This window comes from Streptomyces amritsarensis, from assembly GCF_001953875.1.
Classification (GTDB): Bacteria; Actinomycetota; Actinomycetes; order Streptomycetales; family Streptomycetaceae; genus Streptomyces; species Streptomyces amritsarensis.
In genome coordinates this window covers 23200-37559 of record NZ_MQUR01000078.1, presented here as the reverse complement: position 1 = coordinate 37559, position 14360 = coordinate 23200, and the positions used below count along the sequence as shown (strand labels likewise).

General features: G+C 74.0%; 10 protein-coding genes. 4 read left to right on the top strand and 6 right to left on the bottom strand.

Annotation, left to right across the window (positions count from 1 at the left end; all coding sequences use genetic code 11):
- Window positions 1-55: 55 nt before the first annotated feature.
- The 5 genes from sucD to AVW11_RS26955 form a co-directional block, all read right to left on the bottom strand.
- Complete coding sequence (sucD, locus tag AVW11_RS26975; protein ID WP_030764277.1) at window positions 56-946, bottom strand: succinate--CoA ligase subunit alpha; 891 nt, start codon at window positions 944-946, stop codon at window positions 56-58.
- 21 nt (window positions 947-967) lie between these two features.
- Window positions 968-2146 (bottom strand): ADP-forming succinate--CoA ligase subunit beta, encoded by a 1179-nt coding sequence (sucC, locus tag AVW11_RS26970; protein ID WP_030851393.1) that lies wholly within the window; start codon window positions 2144-2146, stop codon window positions 968-970.
- 292 nt (window positions 2147-2438) lie between these two features.
- Window positions 2439-3635: a VWA domain-containing protein gene (locus AVW11_RS26965; RefSeq protein ID WP_076046303.1), complete on the bottom strand. Its 1197-nt coding sequence runs from the start codon at window positions 3633-3635 to the stop codon at window positions 2439-2441.
- A 180-nt stretch (window positions 3636-3815) separates the two neighbouring features.
- A complete protein-coding gene (locus AVW11_RS26960; RefSeq protein ID WP_076046302.1) occupies window positions 3816-6107 on the bottom strand; it encodes a DUF5682 family protein in 2292 nt (763 codons plus the stop codon).
- Window positions 6104-7210: an ATP-binding protein gene (locus tag AVW11_RS26955; RefSeq protein ID WP_030851402.1), complete on the bottom strand. Its 1107-nt coding sequence runs from the start codon at window positions 7208-7210 to the stop codon at window positions 6104-6106. Before AVW11_RS26955 ends, AVW11_RS26960 begins: the two co-directional genes overlap by 4 nt.
- A gap of 134 nt (window positions 7211-7344) precedes the next feature.
- Between AVW11_RS26955 and AVW11_RS26950 the strand changes: the two genes are divergently transcribed.
- On the top strand, window positions 7345-8688 hold the full coding sequence (locus AVW11_RS26950) for an SWIM zinc finger family protein (RefSeq protein WP_030851404.1): 1344 nt from the start codon (window positions 7345-7347) through the stop codon (window positions 8686-8688).
- Window positions 8689-8935: 247 nt separating this feature from the next.
- Complete coding sequence (locus tag AVW11_RS26945; RefSeq protein WP_030851406.1) at window positions 8936-10522, top strand: DUF5691 domain-containing protein; 1587 nt, start codon at window positions 8936-8938, stop codon at window positions 10520-10522.
- A gap of 632 nt (window positions 10523-11154) precedes the next feature.
- On the opposite strand, the gene AVW11_RS26940 is transcribed toward AVW11_RS26945, so the two are convergent.
- Window positions 11155-11556 carry a coenzyme B12-dependent isobutyryl CoA mutase small subunit gene (locus AVW11_RS26940; protein WP_030764263.1) on the bottom strand — a complete coding sequence of 134 codons (402 nt, stop codon included), beginning with the start codon at window positions 11554-11556 and terminating at the stop codon, window positions 11155-11157.
- Between the two features lie 176 nt (window positions 11557-11732).
- Here AVW11_RS26940 and AVW11_RS26935 point away from each other — a divergent pair, with 176 nt between their 5' ends.
- Both AVW11_RS26935 and AVW11_RS26930 read left to right on the top strand, forming a co-directional pair.
- Window positions 11733-12521 carry an esterase/lipase family protein gene (locus tag AVW11_RS26935; RefSeq protein WP_060178854.1) on the top strand — a complete coding sequence of 263 codons (789 nt, stop codon included), beginning with the start codon at window positions 11733-11735 and terminating at the stop codon, window positions 12519-12521.
- A gap of 164 nt (window positions 12522-12685) precedes the next feature.
- Complete coding sequence (locus AVW11_RS26930; protein ID WP_420856404.1) at window positions 12686-14287, top strand: M23 family metallopeptidase; 1602 nt, start codon at window positions 12686-12688, stop codon at window positions 14285-14287.
- Window positions 14288-14360: the final 73 nt, after the last annotated feature.

The window sequence follows — 14360 nt, the reverse complement described above, 5'->3', positions numbered from 1 at the left end:
GTGGCCCGCACCCCGAGGGGTGCGGGCCACGCCCGTTCAGCCGTACGTCCGCTGCTTACTGAGCGGCGTTCAGGATCGCGCGAGCGAGCTCGGCGGTCTCGGTCGGCGTCTTGCCGACCTTGACGCCGGCGGCCTCGAGGGCCTCCTTCTTGGCCTGCGCGGTGCCGGAGGAGCCGGAGACGATGGCGCCGGCGTGGCCCATGGTCTTGCCCTCGGGGGCGGTGAAGCCCGCGACGTAGCCGACGACCGGCTTGGTGACGTTCTTCGCGATGAAGTCCGCCGCACGCTCCTCGGCGTCGCCGCCGATCTCACCGATCATGACGATCAGCTCGGTCTCCGGGTCGGCCTCGAAGGCCTCCAGGGCGTCGATGTGCGTGGTGCCGATGACCGGGTCGCCACCGATGCCGACGGCGGAGGTGAAGCCGATGTCGCGCAGCTCGTACATCATCTGGTAGGTCAGCGTGCCGGACTTGGACACGAGACCGATCTTGCCGGGCTTGGTGATGTCGCCCGGGATGATGCCGGCGTTGGACTGGCCGGGGGTGATCAGACCCGGGCAGTTCGGGCCGATGATGCGGGTCTTGTTGCCCTTGGCGGTCGCGTACGCCCAGAAGGCGGCGGAGTCGTGGACCGCGATGCCCTCGGTGATGACGACGGCCAGCGGGATCTCGGCGTCGATGGCCTCGACGACGGCGGCCTTGGCGAACGCCGGCGGGACGAAGAGGACGGAGACGTTGGCGCCCGTCTTCTCCATCGCCTCGGCGACGGAACCGAAGACCGGGACCTCGGTGCCGTCGAAGTCGACGGTGGTGCCGGCCTTGCGCGGGTTCACGCCGCCGACGATGTTGGTGCCGTCAGCCAGCATCAGCTTGGTGTGCTTCATGCCCGTGGCACCGGTCATGCCCTGGACGATGACCTTGCTGTCCTTGTTGAGGAAGATAGCCATGTGAGTCTGTGACCTCTGCCCTTACTTCGCAGCCGCGAGCTCGGCGGCCTTGTCGGCCGCGCCGTCCATGGTGTCCACGCGCTGCACCAGCGGGTGGTTGGCGTCCGAGAGGATCTTGCGACCCAGCTCGGCGTTGTTGCCGTCGAGACGGACGACGAGCGGCTTGGTGACCGCCTCGCCCTTCTCCTCCAGCAGGGCCAGCGCCTGGACGATGCCGTTGGCGACCTCGTCGCACGCGGTGATGCCACCGAAGACGTTGACGAAGACGGACTTGACGTCCGGGTCCCCGAGGATGATCTCGAGACCGTTGGCCATGACGGCGGCGGAGGCGCCACCGCCGATGTCCAGGAAGTTGGCGGGCTTGACGCCACCGTGGTTCTCGCCGGCGTAGGCGACGACGTCCAGGGTGCTCATGACGAGCCCCGCGCCGTTGCCGATGATGCCGACCTCGCCGTCGAGCTTGACGTAGTTGAGGTTCTTCGCCTTGGCGGCGGCCTCGAGCGGGTTCGCGGCGGCGTGGTCGACGAACTCCTCGTGACCCGGCTGGCGGAACTCGGCGTTCTCGTCGAGGGAGACCTTGCCGTCGAGGGCGATGACCTCGCCGGAGGCGACCTTCGCGAGCGGGTTGACCTCGACGAGGAGCGCGTCCTCGGCGATGAAGGTGTCCCACAGGGTCACGAGGACCTCGGCGACCTTCTCGGCGACCTCGGCCGGGAACTGCGCCAGCGCGACGATCTCGCGGGCCTTCTCGATGGTCACGCCCTCGTTGGCGTTCACCGGGACCTTGGCGAGCTTCTCCGGGGTCTCCTCGGCGACCTGCTCGATGTCCATGCCGCCCGCGACCGAGGCCATGGCCAGGAAGGTGCGGTTGGTGCGGTCGAGGAGGTACGAGACGTAGTACTCCTCGACGATCTCGGGAGCGGTCTCCGCGATCATCACCTTGTGGACCGTGTGGCCCTTGATGTCCATGCCCAGGATGTCCGTCGCGCGGGCGACGGCCTCGTCCGGGGTGGCGGCCAGCTTCACGCCGCCGGCCTTGCCGCGGCCGCCGACCTTCACCTGCGCCTTGACGACCGACTTGCCGCCCAGCCGCTCGGTGGCCTCGCGAGCCGCCTCAGGCGTGTCGATGACTTCACCGGCCAGCACCGGTACACCGTGCTTGGCGAAGAGGTCCCTCGCCTGGTACTCGAACAGGTCCACGCGCGTCCGTCCCTTTGTCTTTTTAAAGATTCGCAGTGATTCGCGGTTGTCTGCTATCTGCGTGGGCGTGCCGCGGAGGGCAACGTGACGGCGCTGTCACAAGGAAGGCGCACACGGTGACCGTGGACGCGGCATGTCCGTCCGGCAGGTTATCCCCGTGGGGCGTTCGGCCCTAAATCGCAGATCACACCTGAGCGGTGATACCTGTCACAGAACGCCTTACGGTTGAACTGGAAATTCGTGTGATCCGCCGATTCACACGGGCAGCCGGGACGGGCGTGTCGGAGGCGCCTCACGGGGTCGGCAGGGGCCTCTTCTCCAGGGCCGCGGCCATCACCTCCGGGAACAGGTCGGGCGTGCAGGCGAAGGCCGGCGCCCCGAGCGCGGCGAGGGCCGCGGCGTGCTCGCGGTCGTAGGCCGGGGCTCCCTCGTCGGACAGCGCCAGCAGGGTCACGAACTCGACGCCCGCCCCCTTCATGGCGGCGACCCGCCCCAGCATCTCGTTGCGTATGCCGCCCTCGTAGAGGTCGCTGATGAGGACGACGACCGTGTCGGCGGGCCGGGTGATCTTCGACTGGCAGTAGGCGAGGGCCCGGTTGATGTCGGTGCCGCCGCCCAGCTGGGTGCCGAAGAGGACGTCGACGGGGTCGTCGAGCTGGTCGGTCAGGTCGACGACGGCGGTGTCGAAGACGACCAGGCGGGTGGCGATCGAGCGCATGGAGGCGAGGACCGCACCGAAGACGGAGGCGTAGACGACGGAGGCCGCCATCGAACCCGACTGGTCGATGCAGAGGATCACCTCCTTCTTCACCGATTGCGCCGCCCGGCCGTAGCCGATCAGCCGCTCGGGGACGACGGTGCCGTAGTCGGGCAGGTAGTTCTTCAGGTTGGCCCGGATCGTGCGGTCCCAGTCGATGTCGCGGTGGCGGGGACGGCTGATCCGGGCGGAGCGGTCGAGGGCGCCGGTGAGGGTGGCCCGGGTGCGGGTCGCGAGCCTCTTCTCCAACTGCTCGACCACCTTGCGGACGACGGCCCGCGCCGTCTCCTTCGTCGTCTCGGGCATCGCCTTGTTCAGCGAGAGCAGGGTGCCGACCAGGTGGACGTCCGGTTCGACGGCCTCCAGCATCTCCGGCTCCAGCAGCAGGGCGGACAGGCCGAGCCGCTCGATCGCGTCGCGCTGCATCACCTGGACCACCGGGCTCGGGAAGTACGTCCGGATGTCGCCGAGCCAGCGGGCCACGTTCGGCGCGGAGCCGCCGAGCCCGGCCGACCGGGCCGACCCCGAGGCCCGTCGGCCACCCCCTTCGCCGGCTCCCCCGTACAGCGCACCGAGCGCGGCGTCCATCGCCGCGTCCCGCCCGGTGAGCGCGTGCCCGGTGCCGTCGGCGTCTCCCCCGCCGAGCACCATCCGCCACCGCCGCAGCCGCTCGCTCCCGGCGGGATCCGCCGTGTCCCGTGCCGCCGCCGCGCTCGTCCCCGTACCGCTCATCCGTCGATCCCCTCCACTTGTCATTTCCGCCGGCCCCTCCGGCCCCTGCGGCCCCGCGGTCCCTCTCGGCCCGCCGCCCTTCTCAGCCCCGCCAGCGGGCGCCTCCCAGCGGTGACTGGGGGGCGCGGGGTCAGGGGCAGCACCCCGCAACGGCGCCGCACCCCGGCACGGCAGCCACCGTCAGGCGGCCGCAACCCCGTCGGGAGACGCGAGCAGCATCCGGACGAGCTCCGTCACCGCGTCCGCCCGCTCCGGGTCCAGGTCGGGGGCGAAGCCCTCGGGAGCGTCGCCCACCGACCGCGCCGCCCCCGCGGAGGCGGCCGGGCCGCGCCGCACCAGCTCGCCCAGGGTCCGCTTCACCCCCGGCTCGTACGCCCCGAACGTCCGCCTCAGCAGCGGGAGCACGTCGGTGAAGGCGCGCTCCGGTACCCCCACCAGCCAGCTGTCGATCAGTCCCAGCAGCCGGTCGTCGTGGACCAGCAGGGTGCCGCCGCCCGAACTCCCGCCCGCGAAGCCCTCGATCCAGCCCGCCGCGTCGGCGGGCTGGGCGGCCGGGGACAGCGCGAGCCCCATCAGCCGTGCCGTCTCCCCGGCCTCCAGCCGCCCGTCGTCGAGGAGCAGCCGGGCCGCCCTGCCGCGGATGACGCCCGGCGCGGTGTCCCGGCCGGACAGCGTCCGCAGCACCGCGGCCCAGCGCTCCCGCAGCCCGTCGTCGGCGTCCGCCAGCAGGCCGACTGCCGTGTGCACCCCGTCCACGTGGCCGCGCAGCTCGGCCGCCGCGTCGGCGTCCAGGCCGGCCGCGCAGGCCGGCGGCAGCGCGACGCATATCCGGTCGGCGAGCCCGGCCGCGACCGCGCCGAGCGCCGTCGCGTCGGTGCCCCGCACGTCCCCGTACCGCAGTGAACGGGCCAGCGCCGGCAGGGCCTTGGCGAGGCGGGCGACGTCGGTGTCGAGCGCGGCGCGGTCCGCCAGGGCCCGCAGTACGGCCGGCAGCGCCTCGGACAGCCCGGCCAGGAGGCACCGCTCGGCGAGCGCCGTGACCTCGCCCAGCTCCTCGGCGGCCGCGGCGTCCGCCTCCGCCTTGGCGGTGGCCGCCGCGAGGACGGTGGTGCCCCAGATCCCGGCCTCGGCCACCCGCACGGACAGTTCCGGCTCCCAGCGCAGCCGCCAGGTCTCCCGGAAGGTGCCGGTGCTGGAGCGGGAGGCGGTCGGGGTGCCCCAGCCGATGCCGAGCAGCCGCAGCCGGTGCAGCAGCAGGGACTTCGCCGCGTCGGTGTCCTTGCGCAGGTCGAGTTCCAGCTCGCGCTCCTGTGCCTCCGCCTTCAGGCGCAGGGAGCGCTGCTGCCGTGTCAGGTCCCGCTGGAGCGGCACGACGGGCGCCGAGTCCGGGACCTCTCCGAGCACGTCGCCGACGACGAGGCGGTCCTCTATGAGCGCGAGCGGTACGTCGGAGCCGTCGCACATCACCGCCCGGGCCGCTTCCAGGGTTTCCGTCAGGCCGGCCAGGGGCCTGCCCCGCATGGCGGCCAGGGTCCCGGCCAGCCGGACCGCCTCGATGACGTGCGCCGAGGACACCTGCCGGTCCTCCTCGCGCAGCAGGCCTGCCACCTTGGTCAGCCAGCGCTCCACGGGCCGGTCCCGGGCGGAGAAGAGGTGGGCGTACCAGCCGGGCGAGGTGATCCCCGCGCCGTACCCGCCGGCCCGGGCGAGCCGGCGGTGCGTCCACGGCACCCAGGTGGTCTCCACCTTGACCTTCGGCAGTCCGGTCAGCAGCGCCTTGTCGGCGGCCACGGTGGTCTTCGCGCGCAGCGCCGGGACGTGCCAGGCCCCGCACACCACGGCGTACCCGTCGCCGAACTCGCGGCGGGCGGCCCGCATCCGCTGCCGCATGTACGCCTCGCGCACCAGGTCGCGGCGGTGGCCGCCGTCGCCGTACGTGTCGCGCAGGGCGCCCATGGCCTCCCCGAGCGCCTCGAACGCGCCGAGCGCCTCCTCCCCCGCGCCACCGGTGCCCCGGTGCTCGACCACGTCCTCCCACCAGCGCTCGGGGTCGTCGTACCCGGCGGTCTCGGCGAGCACCGCGAGGGGGTCCAGCCGGACCGCGTCCGGCTCGGGCCGGTCGGCGTCCGGCTCCCCGGCGGCGGCCAGGGAGTGCGCGGCGGGCAGGTCCATGAACCGGACCGGTACTCCGGCCTCCTGCGCCCAGCGGATCGCCACCCACTCCGGGGAGAAGTCGGCAAGCGGCCAGAACGCTGCCCGGCCCGGGTCGTCCGCGGCGTGCGCGAGCAGCGCCACGGGCGGCCGCATGCCGGGGTCGGCGGCCAGTTCGAGCAGTGCGTCCCCTTCGGGCGGCCCCTCGATCAGCACGGCCGCCGGGCGGGCCGCGTCCAGGGCGGAGCGGACCGCGCGGGCCGATCCGGGCCCGTGGTGGCGCACTCCGAGGAGCAGCGGGCCCTGTCGGGCGGTGCTCATACCGTCACCTCCCGGCAGGCCCGGTAGAAGTCCTTCCAGCCGTCGCGCTCGCGGACCACGGCCTCCAGGTACTCCTGCCAGACCACCTTGTCGGCCGCCGGGTCGCGGACGACGGCGCCGAGGATCCCCGCGGCCACGTCGGAGGGGCGCAGGACGCCGTCCCCGAAGTGGGCGGCCAGGGCCAGGCCGCCCGTGACGACGGAGATGGCCTCGGCGGTGGAGAGGGTGCCGCTGGGCGACTTCACCTTCGTCCGGCCGTCGTCGGTGACCCCGTCGCGCAGCTCGCGGAAGACGGTGACGACGCGGCGGATCTCCTCCAGTCCCTCGGGGACGGCGGGCAGGTCGAGGGCGCGGCCCATCTGGTCGACGCGGCGGGCCACGATGTCGACCTCGGCGTCCGCGGTGGCGGGCAGCGGCAGGACGACGGTGTTGAAGCGGCGGCGCAGCGCGCTGGAGAGCTCGTTGACCCCGCGGTCGCGGTCGTTGGCCGTGGCGATGAGGTTGAAGCCGCGCACGGCCTGCACCTCCTGGCCGAGCTCCGGTATCGGCAGCGTCTTCTCGGACAGGACGGTGATGAGGGTGTCCTGGACGTCGGCGGGGATGCGGGTGAGCTCCTCGACGCGGGCGGTCATCCCCTCGGCCATGGCCCGCATGACGGGGCTGGGGACGAGGGCGTCGCGGCTGGGGCCGTGGGCGAGGAGCCGGGCGTAGTTCCAGCCGTACCGGATGGCCTCCTCGGGGGTGCCGGCGGTGCCCTGGACCAGGAGGGTGGAGTCCCCGCTGACGGCGGCCGCGAGGTGTTCGGAGACCCAGGTCTTGGCGGTGCCGGGGACGCCGAGCAGGAGCAGGGCGCGGTCGGTCGCCAGGGTGGTGACCGCGACCTCGACGATGCGGCGCGGGCCCACGTACTTGGGTGTGATCACCGTGCCGTCGTCGAGCGTGCCGCCGAGCAGATAGGTGGCGACGGCCCACGGGGAGAGCTTCCAACGGGTCGGGCGGGGCCTGTCGTCGGCAGCCGCCAGGGCTTTCAGTTCGTGCGCGAAGGCGTCTTCGGCGTGCGGTCGCAGCGCCTCGGCGCCGATGCCGTTCTCGGGCTTGCTCATGGTCCCCCTCCAATGCTCAACAGCCGCTCCCGACTGCTGTTCCAACGGTGCACCACGCCACTGACAACGCCCCCCGCTCATCACGTCGTTGCAGGTCAGAGCGATTGTCAGAGGGGGTCTCTACGGTGGTTCCCATGACTGAGCAGGGGGTCCGCTGGACGGCGGAACAGGTACTGGCTCTGGCTCCTGACGATGCCTCACGCAAGGCGGGCGGCAGACTCGGCGGGGCAGGGCCGTGGTCGCAGATCGGAGGTTCCGCTTCCGGTTCTGTGTGGGGGTTGTGCAAGGGCAGCGGCAGCAATCCGTACCGGACGGTCGTCGACCTGACGGGACCGGCCTACAAGTGCTCCTGCCCGAGCCGGAAGTTCCCGTGCAAGCACGCGCTGGGACTGCTCCTGCTCTGGTCCGCCGAGGGGGTCGGCGAGCCCGGGGAGGCGCCGGACTGGGCCGCGCAGTGGCTGGCGGACCGGGCGGCCAAGGCCGCACGTCCGGCGGGCGGGGCGGCCGCCCCGGTGGACGAGGAGGGGGCCCGGCGCCGGGCCGAGCGGCGGGCGGCGCGCATCGGCGCGGGCGTCACCGAGCTGGAACAGCGGCTGGCCGACCTGCTGCGCGGCGGCCTCGCGGGCCAGGAGCACACGGGGTACGCGGCATGGGAGGAGACCGCGGCCCGGATGGTGGACGCCCAGGCGCCCGGACTGGCCGGGCGTGTCAGGGAGTTGGGGACGATACCCAGTTGCGGCCCCGGCTGGCCCGCCCGGATGCTGGAGGAGGCGGCGCTGCTGCACCTGCTGGACCGGGCCTGGATGGGGGTGGCCGGGCTTCCGGACCAGTTGGCGGCGACCGTGCGCAGCCGGGTGGGACTGCCGGCCTCCGGGGAGGGGGAGGCCGTACGGGACCGATGGCTGGTGCTCGCCCAGTACGACTCGGTGTCGCCGGACGGACGGCTCACCACCCGCCGGATATGGCTGCGCGGGGTGGCGGGGGGACGGCCCGCGCTGGTGCTGGACTTCGGACCGCCCGGGCGGCCACCGGGGCTGGCGCTGCCGGTGGGGCTGGTGCTGGAGGCGGAGATGCGCTTCCGGCCCGGGTCGGCGGGGCTGCGGGCGGACCTCGGGGAGAGGTTCGCGGCGGCCGCGCCGTGCACGGAGGTTCCGGCCGGGGTGAGCACGCAGGCGGCCCTGGAGGCCTACGGGGCGGCGCTGCGGGACGACCCGTGGCTGGAGTCCTGGCCGGTGGTGCTCGGTCCGGTGGTTCCGATACCGGGAGAGCTGGGCTGGCAGCTGGCGGACGCGGAGGGCACCTCCGCCCTGCCGGTGTCCCTCACGGGGGCGGGCAGCCGCTCCCGCGGGGGCCTGTGGCAGCTGGCCGCGTTGTCGGGCGGGGGCCCGGTGACGGTCTTCGGCGAGTGCGGCCACCGCGGGTTCACCCCGCTGACGGCCTGGCAGCCGGGCTCGTCGGAGCCGGTCGCCCTGTCCTGAACCGGGCGGGGCACGACCACACATCGCAGGGGGCCTGGGGGGTCCTGTGCCGTCGTACGAAGGCGGCAGGGGAAGTGCGGCGCCGGGGGGCGCCGTACACAACGACGAGAAGCCGGGGGGCTTTCATGAACGACAACCACGCCAGTTGAGCGGACCCGCACGGGACATCGACAGCCCCGGTCCCGCGGAGGGGGCGGGACCGGGGCGCTGGACACGACCGAGGACGAGCAGCGAGGGAGGGGCACCGATGGGCGAGGGTGACGAGGGGTACGGAGAGTGGCAGGAGCTGGTCGGCGCCGCGCTGCTGGGCACCGACCGGCGCCGGGGCGGGGGCCCGGCCGGCTCACCGGAGGCGCTGCTGGACGCGGCGGCCGTGCACACCGTGCGCCGCCGCGCCGGGTTGCGGCCGGCGGGGGCGCGCCCGCGGCCCGAGCCCGCGCCCCCGGACCCCCGGCCGGCACCGCCGGAGGCGGCGGCCCGCCGGCTGGCGCAACTGCTGGCGGGCCGTACCGGCGCCGGCAGCGGGGGCGGCGGCGGGCGGCGCGGCTCGGCCCCGGATCTGACGGAGCTGCTCCCCCAGTGGCTGGCCGCGGCCGGACGGCACGGCTACCGCGCGCCCGCCGCGCTCGTACCGGCCCTGCTGGACGCCGCGCGGGCCCGTACGGACCTGCGCCCGCAGGCCCTGGCCCTGGCCGGGACGCGGGGGCTGTGGCTGGCGCGGATGAATCCGGACTGGCGGTTCGCCCTGCGCGGCGGGGCGGGCGGCGGGGAACTGCCGGACGTGAACGACCCGTCCGCGGTGGAACGGCTCTGGGAGGAGGGGCTGTTCGCGGAGCGTGTGGCACTGCTCGGCGCCGTACGGGCCCATGAGCCGGCGGCCGCGCCGCGGCTGCTGGCGACGACCTGGGCGAGCGAACGGGCCGAGGACCGGCTGATGTTCCTCGACTCGCTGAGGGCGGGGCTGTCCCTGGCGGACGAGTCCTTCCTGGAGGCGGCGCTGGGAGACCGCAGCCGCAACGTCCGTGCGACGGCCGCCGAACTGCTGTCCGCATTGCCGCAGTCGGCGCTGGCGGGCCGGATGGCCGAGCGGGCAGTGGCCTGTGTGGGACCGCAGGGGGTGACACCGCCGGCCGAGTGCGACGGGGGGATGCTCCGTGACGGCGTGGTCAAGCGGCCGCCCGCCGGGCGCGGGGAGCGGGCCTGGTGGCTCGGCCAGCTGGTGGAGGCGGCTCCGCTGTCGTGCTGGCGGGAGCGGTTCGGGGGCCTGGGCCCGGCGGAGATAGTGGCGCTGCCGGTGGCCGCGGCCGAGGGCTGGACGGAGGAACTGCACGCGGCGTGGTGCCGGGCGGCGGTGCGCCAGCGGGACCCGGAATGGTCGCGGGCCCTGCTCGGCCCGGCGTCGGCGCCGCCGGCGGCGGGGCCGGGCACGGCCTCTCTCGCGGAGCGGGCGAAACTGCTGGAGACCCTGCCCGACGGGGAACGGGCCGAGTGGGTCGCGGAGTTCGTCCGGGCGCACGGGCTGTCCGAGGCCTTCCAGCTGCTCGGGGTGTGTGTGGTGCCGTGGGCGGGCGCACTGGGCCGGGCCGTGGTGGACGCGCTGGACATAGCCCGGGAGGCCGGCAGCTACCCGTGGAGCTTCAGCGGGGTGATGGGCCTCGCCGAACGCTGCCTCGACCCCGCCGAGGCCGGCCGCCTCGAGGCCCTGACGGCGACCGCGGAAGAACCGCCGGACGCGTCGCCGGGCGCAGCCGCGTACTGGGCCGAGGCCTTCCAGCGGCTGGTGTCCACGCTCCGGCTGCGCGCGGCGATGCTGTCGGAACTCACCCCGCCCTGACCCCTGCGACCCGCCGACCAATCCCGCAGCCACGCCAGTCCCCGGCAGGCCCAGCGGCAGCCCCCCGCACGCGGCCCGAACCTGCGAGATCCCCCCGCCCCGCCGATCCCGGCAGGGGTGGGGGCGCGGACCTGCGGGATCGCAGTGCCGCGCCGCGTCCCCGGGGCTCCCGCCGGGCGGGGCGGCTACTGCCGGGGAGTAGCGCCCAGCCATGACCGGCTCCCGGCAAGGGCGGGGGTGCTGCGGCCGCAGCCGCCCGGCGCGGCCCGGACCTGCGGGAGCGTCCCGCCGCGCAGGGGCCCGGGGGGCTCCCGCCGGGCGGGGTGGCTACAGCCGGGGAGCCGGGCCACGGCGGGGGTGGGGGTGCGGCCGCAGCCGCCCGGAGTGGGCCGGACCTGTCGGGAGCGTCCCGCTACCCCGGGCCGCACTGGGCGGGCACGGGGGCAGCCGCCCCGCGCGGCCCGAACCTGCGGGAGCGTCCCGCCGCCCGGCGGGAGGCTACAGCCGGGGAGCAGCAAGCCGGCCATGGCCCGACCCCGCTACGCCGATCCCGGCAGGGTGCGGCCGCGGCCGCCCGGCGTGGGGCGGGCCTGCGGCGGCCTCGGCGGGGGGGGTGGCTGTGCCGCCGGGGGCTACTGGCGGACGTGGGCGTTGACCCAGTCCACGATCGAGGTCGTCGTCGCGCCCGGGGTGAAGATTTCGGCCACGCCCTTCTCCTTCAGGGGGGCGATGTCGTCCTCCGGGATGATGCCGCCGCCGAAGACCTTGATGTCCTCGGCGTCGCGCTCCTTGAGGAGCTCCAGCACACGCACGAAGAGCGTGTTGTGGGCGCCCGAGAGGATCGACAGGCCGATCGCGTCGGCGTCCTCCTGGATCGCGGTGTCCACGATCTGCTCGGGGGTCTGGTGGAGGCCGGTGTAGATGACCTCCATGCCCGCGTCCCGCAGCGCCCGCGCGATCACCTTGGCCCCGCGGTCGTGGCCGTCGAGACCCGGCTTGGCCACCACCACACGGATCGGACCGGTCACACCCATCGCACTGCCTCCCGAGTGAACGAACGTTAAGCACAGCATCGCGCACGCCGCCGTTTCGCGGTCAAGCACGAGGGGGAAATCACACGGGGGACGGCATTGCGCCACCGTGCCGCCAGCCGCACGGCACGGTGGCGCGGCGGCTGGCCGCCGTCCCAGGACGTCACAGGAGGCCGTCGATGGGTCTGTCCTTACCGGTATCCGTCCCCGTCCCCTTCTCCGGTGCCGCGCTGCGGGCGGGCGCACTGGAGGTCGTCGTGCTCGGCGGGCACCTCCTGCTGTACCCCACCGGGGTGTGCCAGGAGAAGATCGCCCGCGTCCCCGCCACGACACGCCCGCCCGTCCTGCTGCTCCACGGTTTCACCGACAACCGGTCCGTATTCGTCCTGCTGCGGCGCGCCCTCGGCGCCGGCGGCCTGCGGCACGTGGAGGCGTACAACTACTCGCCCCTCGCCCTCGACCTGCGGGTCATCGCCGGCCAGCTCGCCCGGCGTGTCGAGGAGCTGTGCGAGCGCACCGGGCAGGAGCGGGTGGACCTCGTCGGGCACAGCCTGGGCGGCCTGGTCGGCCGGTACTACGTGCAGCGCCTCGGCGGGGACGCGCGCGTACGCACCCTGGTCACGCTCGGCACCCCGCATTCCGGTACGCGGGTCGCCCCGTTCCTGGACGCGCACCCCCTGGTGCGGCAGATGCGCCCGGGTTCCGAGGTGCTGACCGAGCTGGCGGCGCCCTCGCCGGGCTGCGCCACGCGCTGCGTGGCGTTCTGGAGCGAGTTCGACACGCTGATGGCCCCGGTGGGGAGCGCCCGGATCGAACACGCTGATCTGTGTGTGGAAAACGTGCAGGTCATGGGGATCGGCCATCTCGCGCTGCCGGCGCACCCGGCGGTCATCGCAGCGGTGGGGCGCACCCTCGACGGTCCCGCTCCGGCCCTGGTGGCAGGCCTGGACGCCGCTTCCGTCGCCTGACCTTCCGGCGACCGGGAGTCGAACATATTTCGAACTCAAGGCCAAGGCTGCGTCTTTCGGCGACCGAAAGACGGCCGAATGCCCGGTTCCGCTGATCTGGGGACCCGGCGAAGATTGTCGTTGCGAGTAACCGCCGGGTACAGTCACGCCACTGCTCTCCTCCGGTGAACTTCGAGTTCCCGGCCACCCAGGCCCCCACTGCCGAGGCGAAAGAGAAGTTGGTGAACGACCGCCCCTCGTCGGGCCAGTACCCGGATGCCGGGTATGACGGCCTTTCCACCACCGCTTTCGCTGGTGACTCGGCCTACGTTTCCTACGAAACGCAGGGCCAAGGGGTCAACTACGCCGCCTACGGCTCCTACGACACCGGCGCGTACGACACCACCGCGTGGACCTCCCAGGACCCCTACCTGTCCACGATCCCCTCGCAGTCCGCACCCGAGGACACCACCGGGAGCTGGGACGCGAGCGCCTGGAACGCGGCCGGCACGGGCGCCGGTACGGGTACGGATGCGGACTACTCCGGCTACACCGCCTATCCGACGGCCTCCTTCGGCTACGACACCTCCGCCGAGCAGACCGGCCACTGGGCGATGCCGGGCTTCGGCACCACCGGCACCGAGACCGGCGCCTACGACGCGACCGCCTGGAACACCGTCACGCAGACCCCGGCGCAGCCCGAGGCCGCATACGCGTACGACTACCAGCCCGCGCAGCAGGACTACGCGTACGGCACGACCACCCTCGGCACCGACGGCTACGTCCACGAGGCCCAGGCCGCCGCGACGGAGCCGGAGACCGCGACCGCGGCCGCGACCGACACGTACAGCGAGACCGCCGTCTTCGAGGTGCTCTCCGACCCGGCACCCGAGGCGGCCGAGGAGTACGAGCTGCCCGAGGTCCACGAACTGCACGGCGTGCACGACATGCCCACCCAGGCGATGCCGGTGACCTCCGCGCCGCGCTCCGCGCGCCGGACCGCCGGCAAGGGCACCGCCAAGGCCGGCGGCGGCAAGGCGACCGGCGGCCGCCGGCGCACCCCGGCGAAGCGTTCCGCCCTGCTGACCGTCGCGGTTCCCTCCGCCTGCGTCATGGGCGTCGCGGGCGTCGCGGCCGCCTCCGTCGGCGGGCTGACCGGCACGGACAAGCCCGGCGAGGACACCACCACGATGGCCGCGCCCGACCCGGCCTCGGTGAAGCCGGTCGCCGCGAACACCAAGCTCGACACCCAGCTGGTCGCGCTCAGCGCCGACGCGGGCGACTTCGCGGACCGCGCGAGCCGCACGCAGGAGCGCATCGACCTGCGCGAGCGCCAAGAAGAGGAAAAGAAGAAGAAGGCCGAGGAGGCCGCGGCCAAGGAGGCCGCCCGCCCCAAGTTCGCGATCCCCGTGGCGCAGCACGGCCTCAGCGCCAGCTTCGGCCAGGCCGGCGGCATGTGGATGTCGGTGCACACCGGCATCGACTTCCCGGTGTCCTACGGCACCCCCGTCATGGCCGCCACCGACGGCACGGTACGCACGCAGTACAACAGCGCCTACGGGAACATGGCCATAGTGACCGCGCCCGACGGCACCGAGACCTGGTACTGCCACCTCAGCTCCACCAAGATCCGCGGCGGCAAGGTCAAGGCGGGCGACGTCATCGCCTACTCGGGCAACTCCGGCAACTCCACCGGCCCGCACCTGCACTTCGAGGTCCGCCCCGGCGGCGGCTCCGCGATCGACCCCCTGGCCTGGCTGCGCAGCAAGGGCCTGGACCCGAGGTAAGCACCTCGCCACGACCGGTTCCACAGGTGCCCGGCAGCGTTCTCGCTGCCGGGCACCCGTGCGTCCGGGGTGC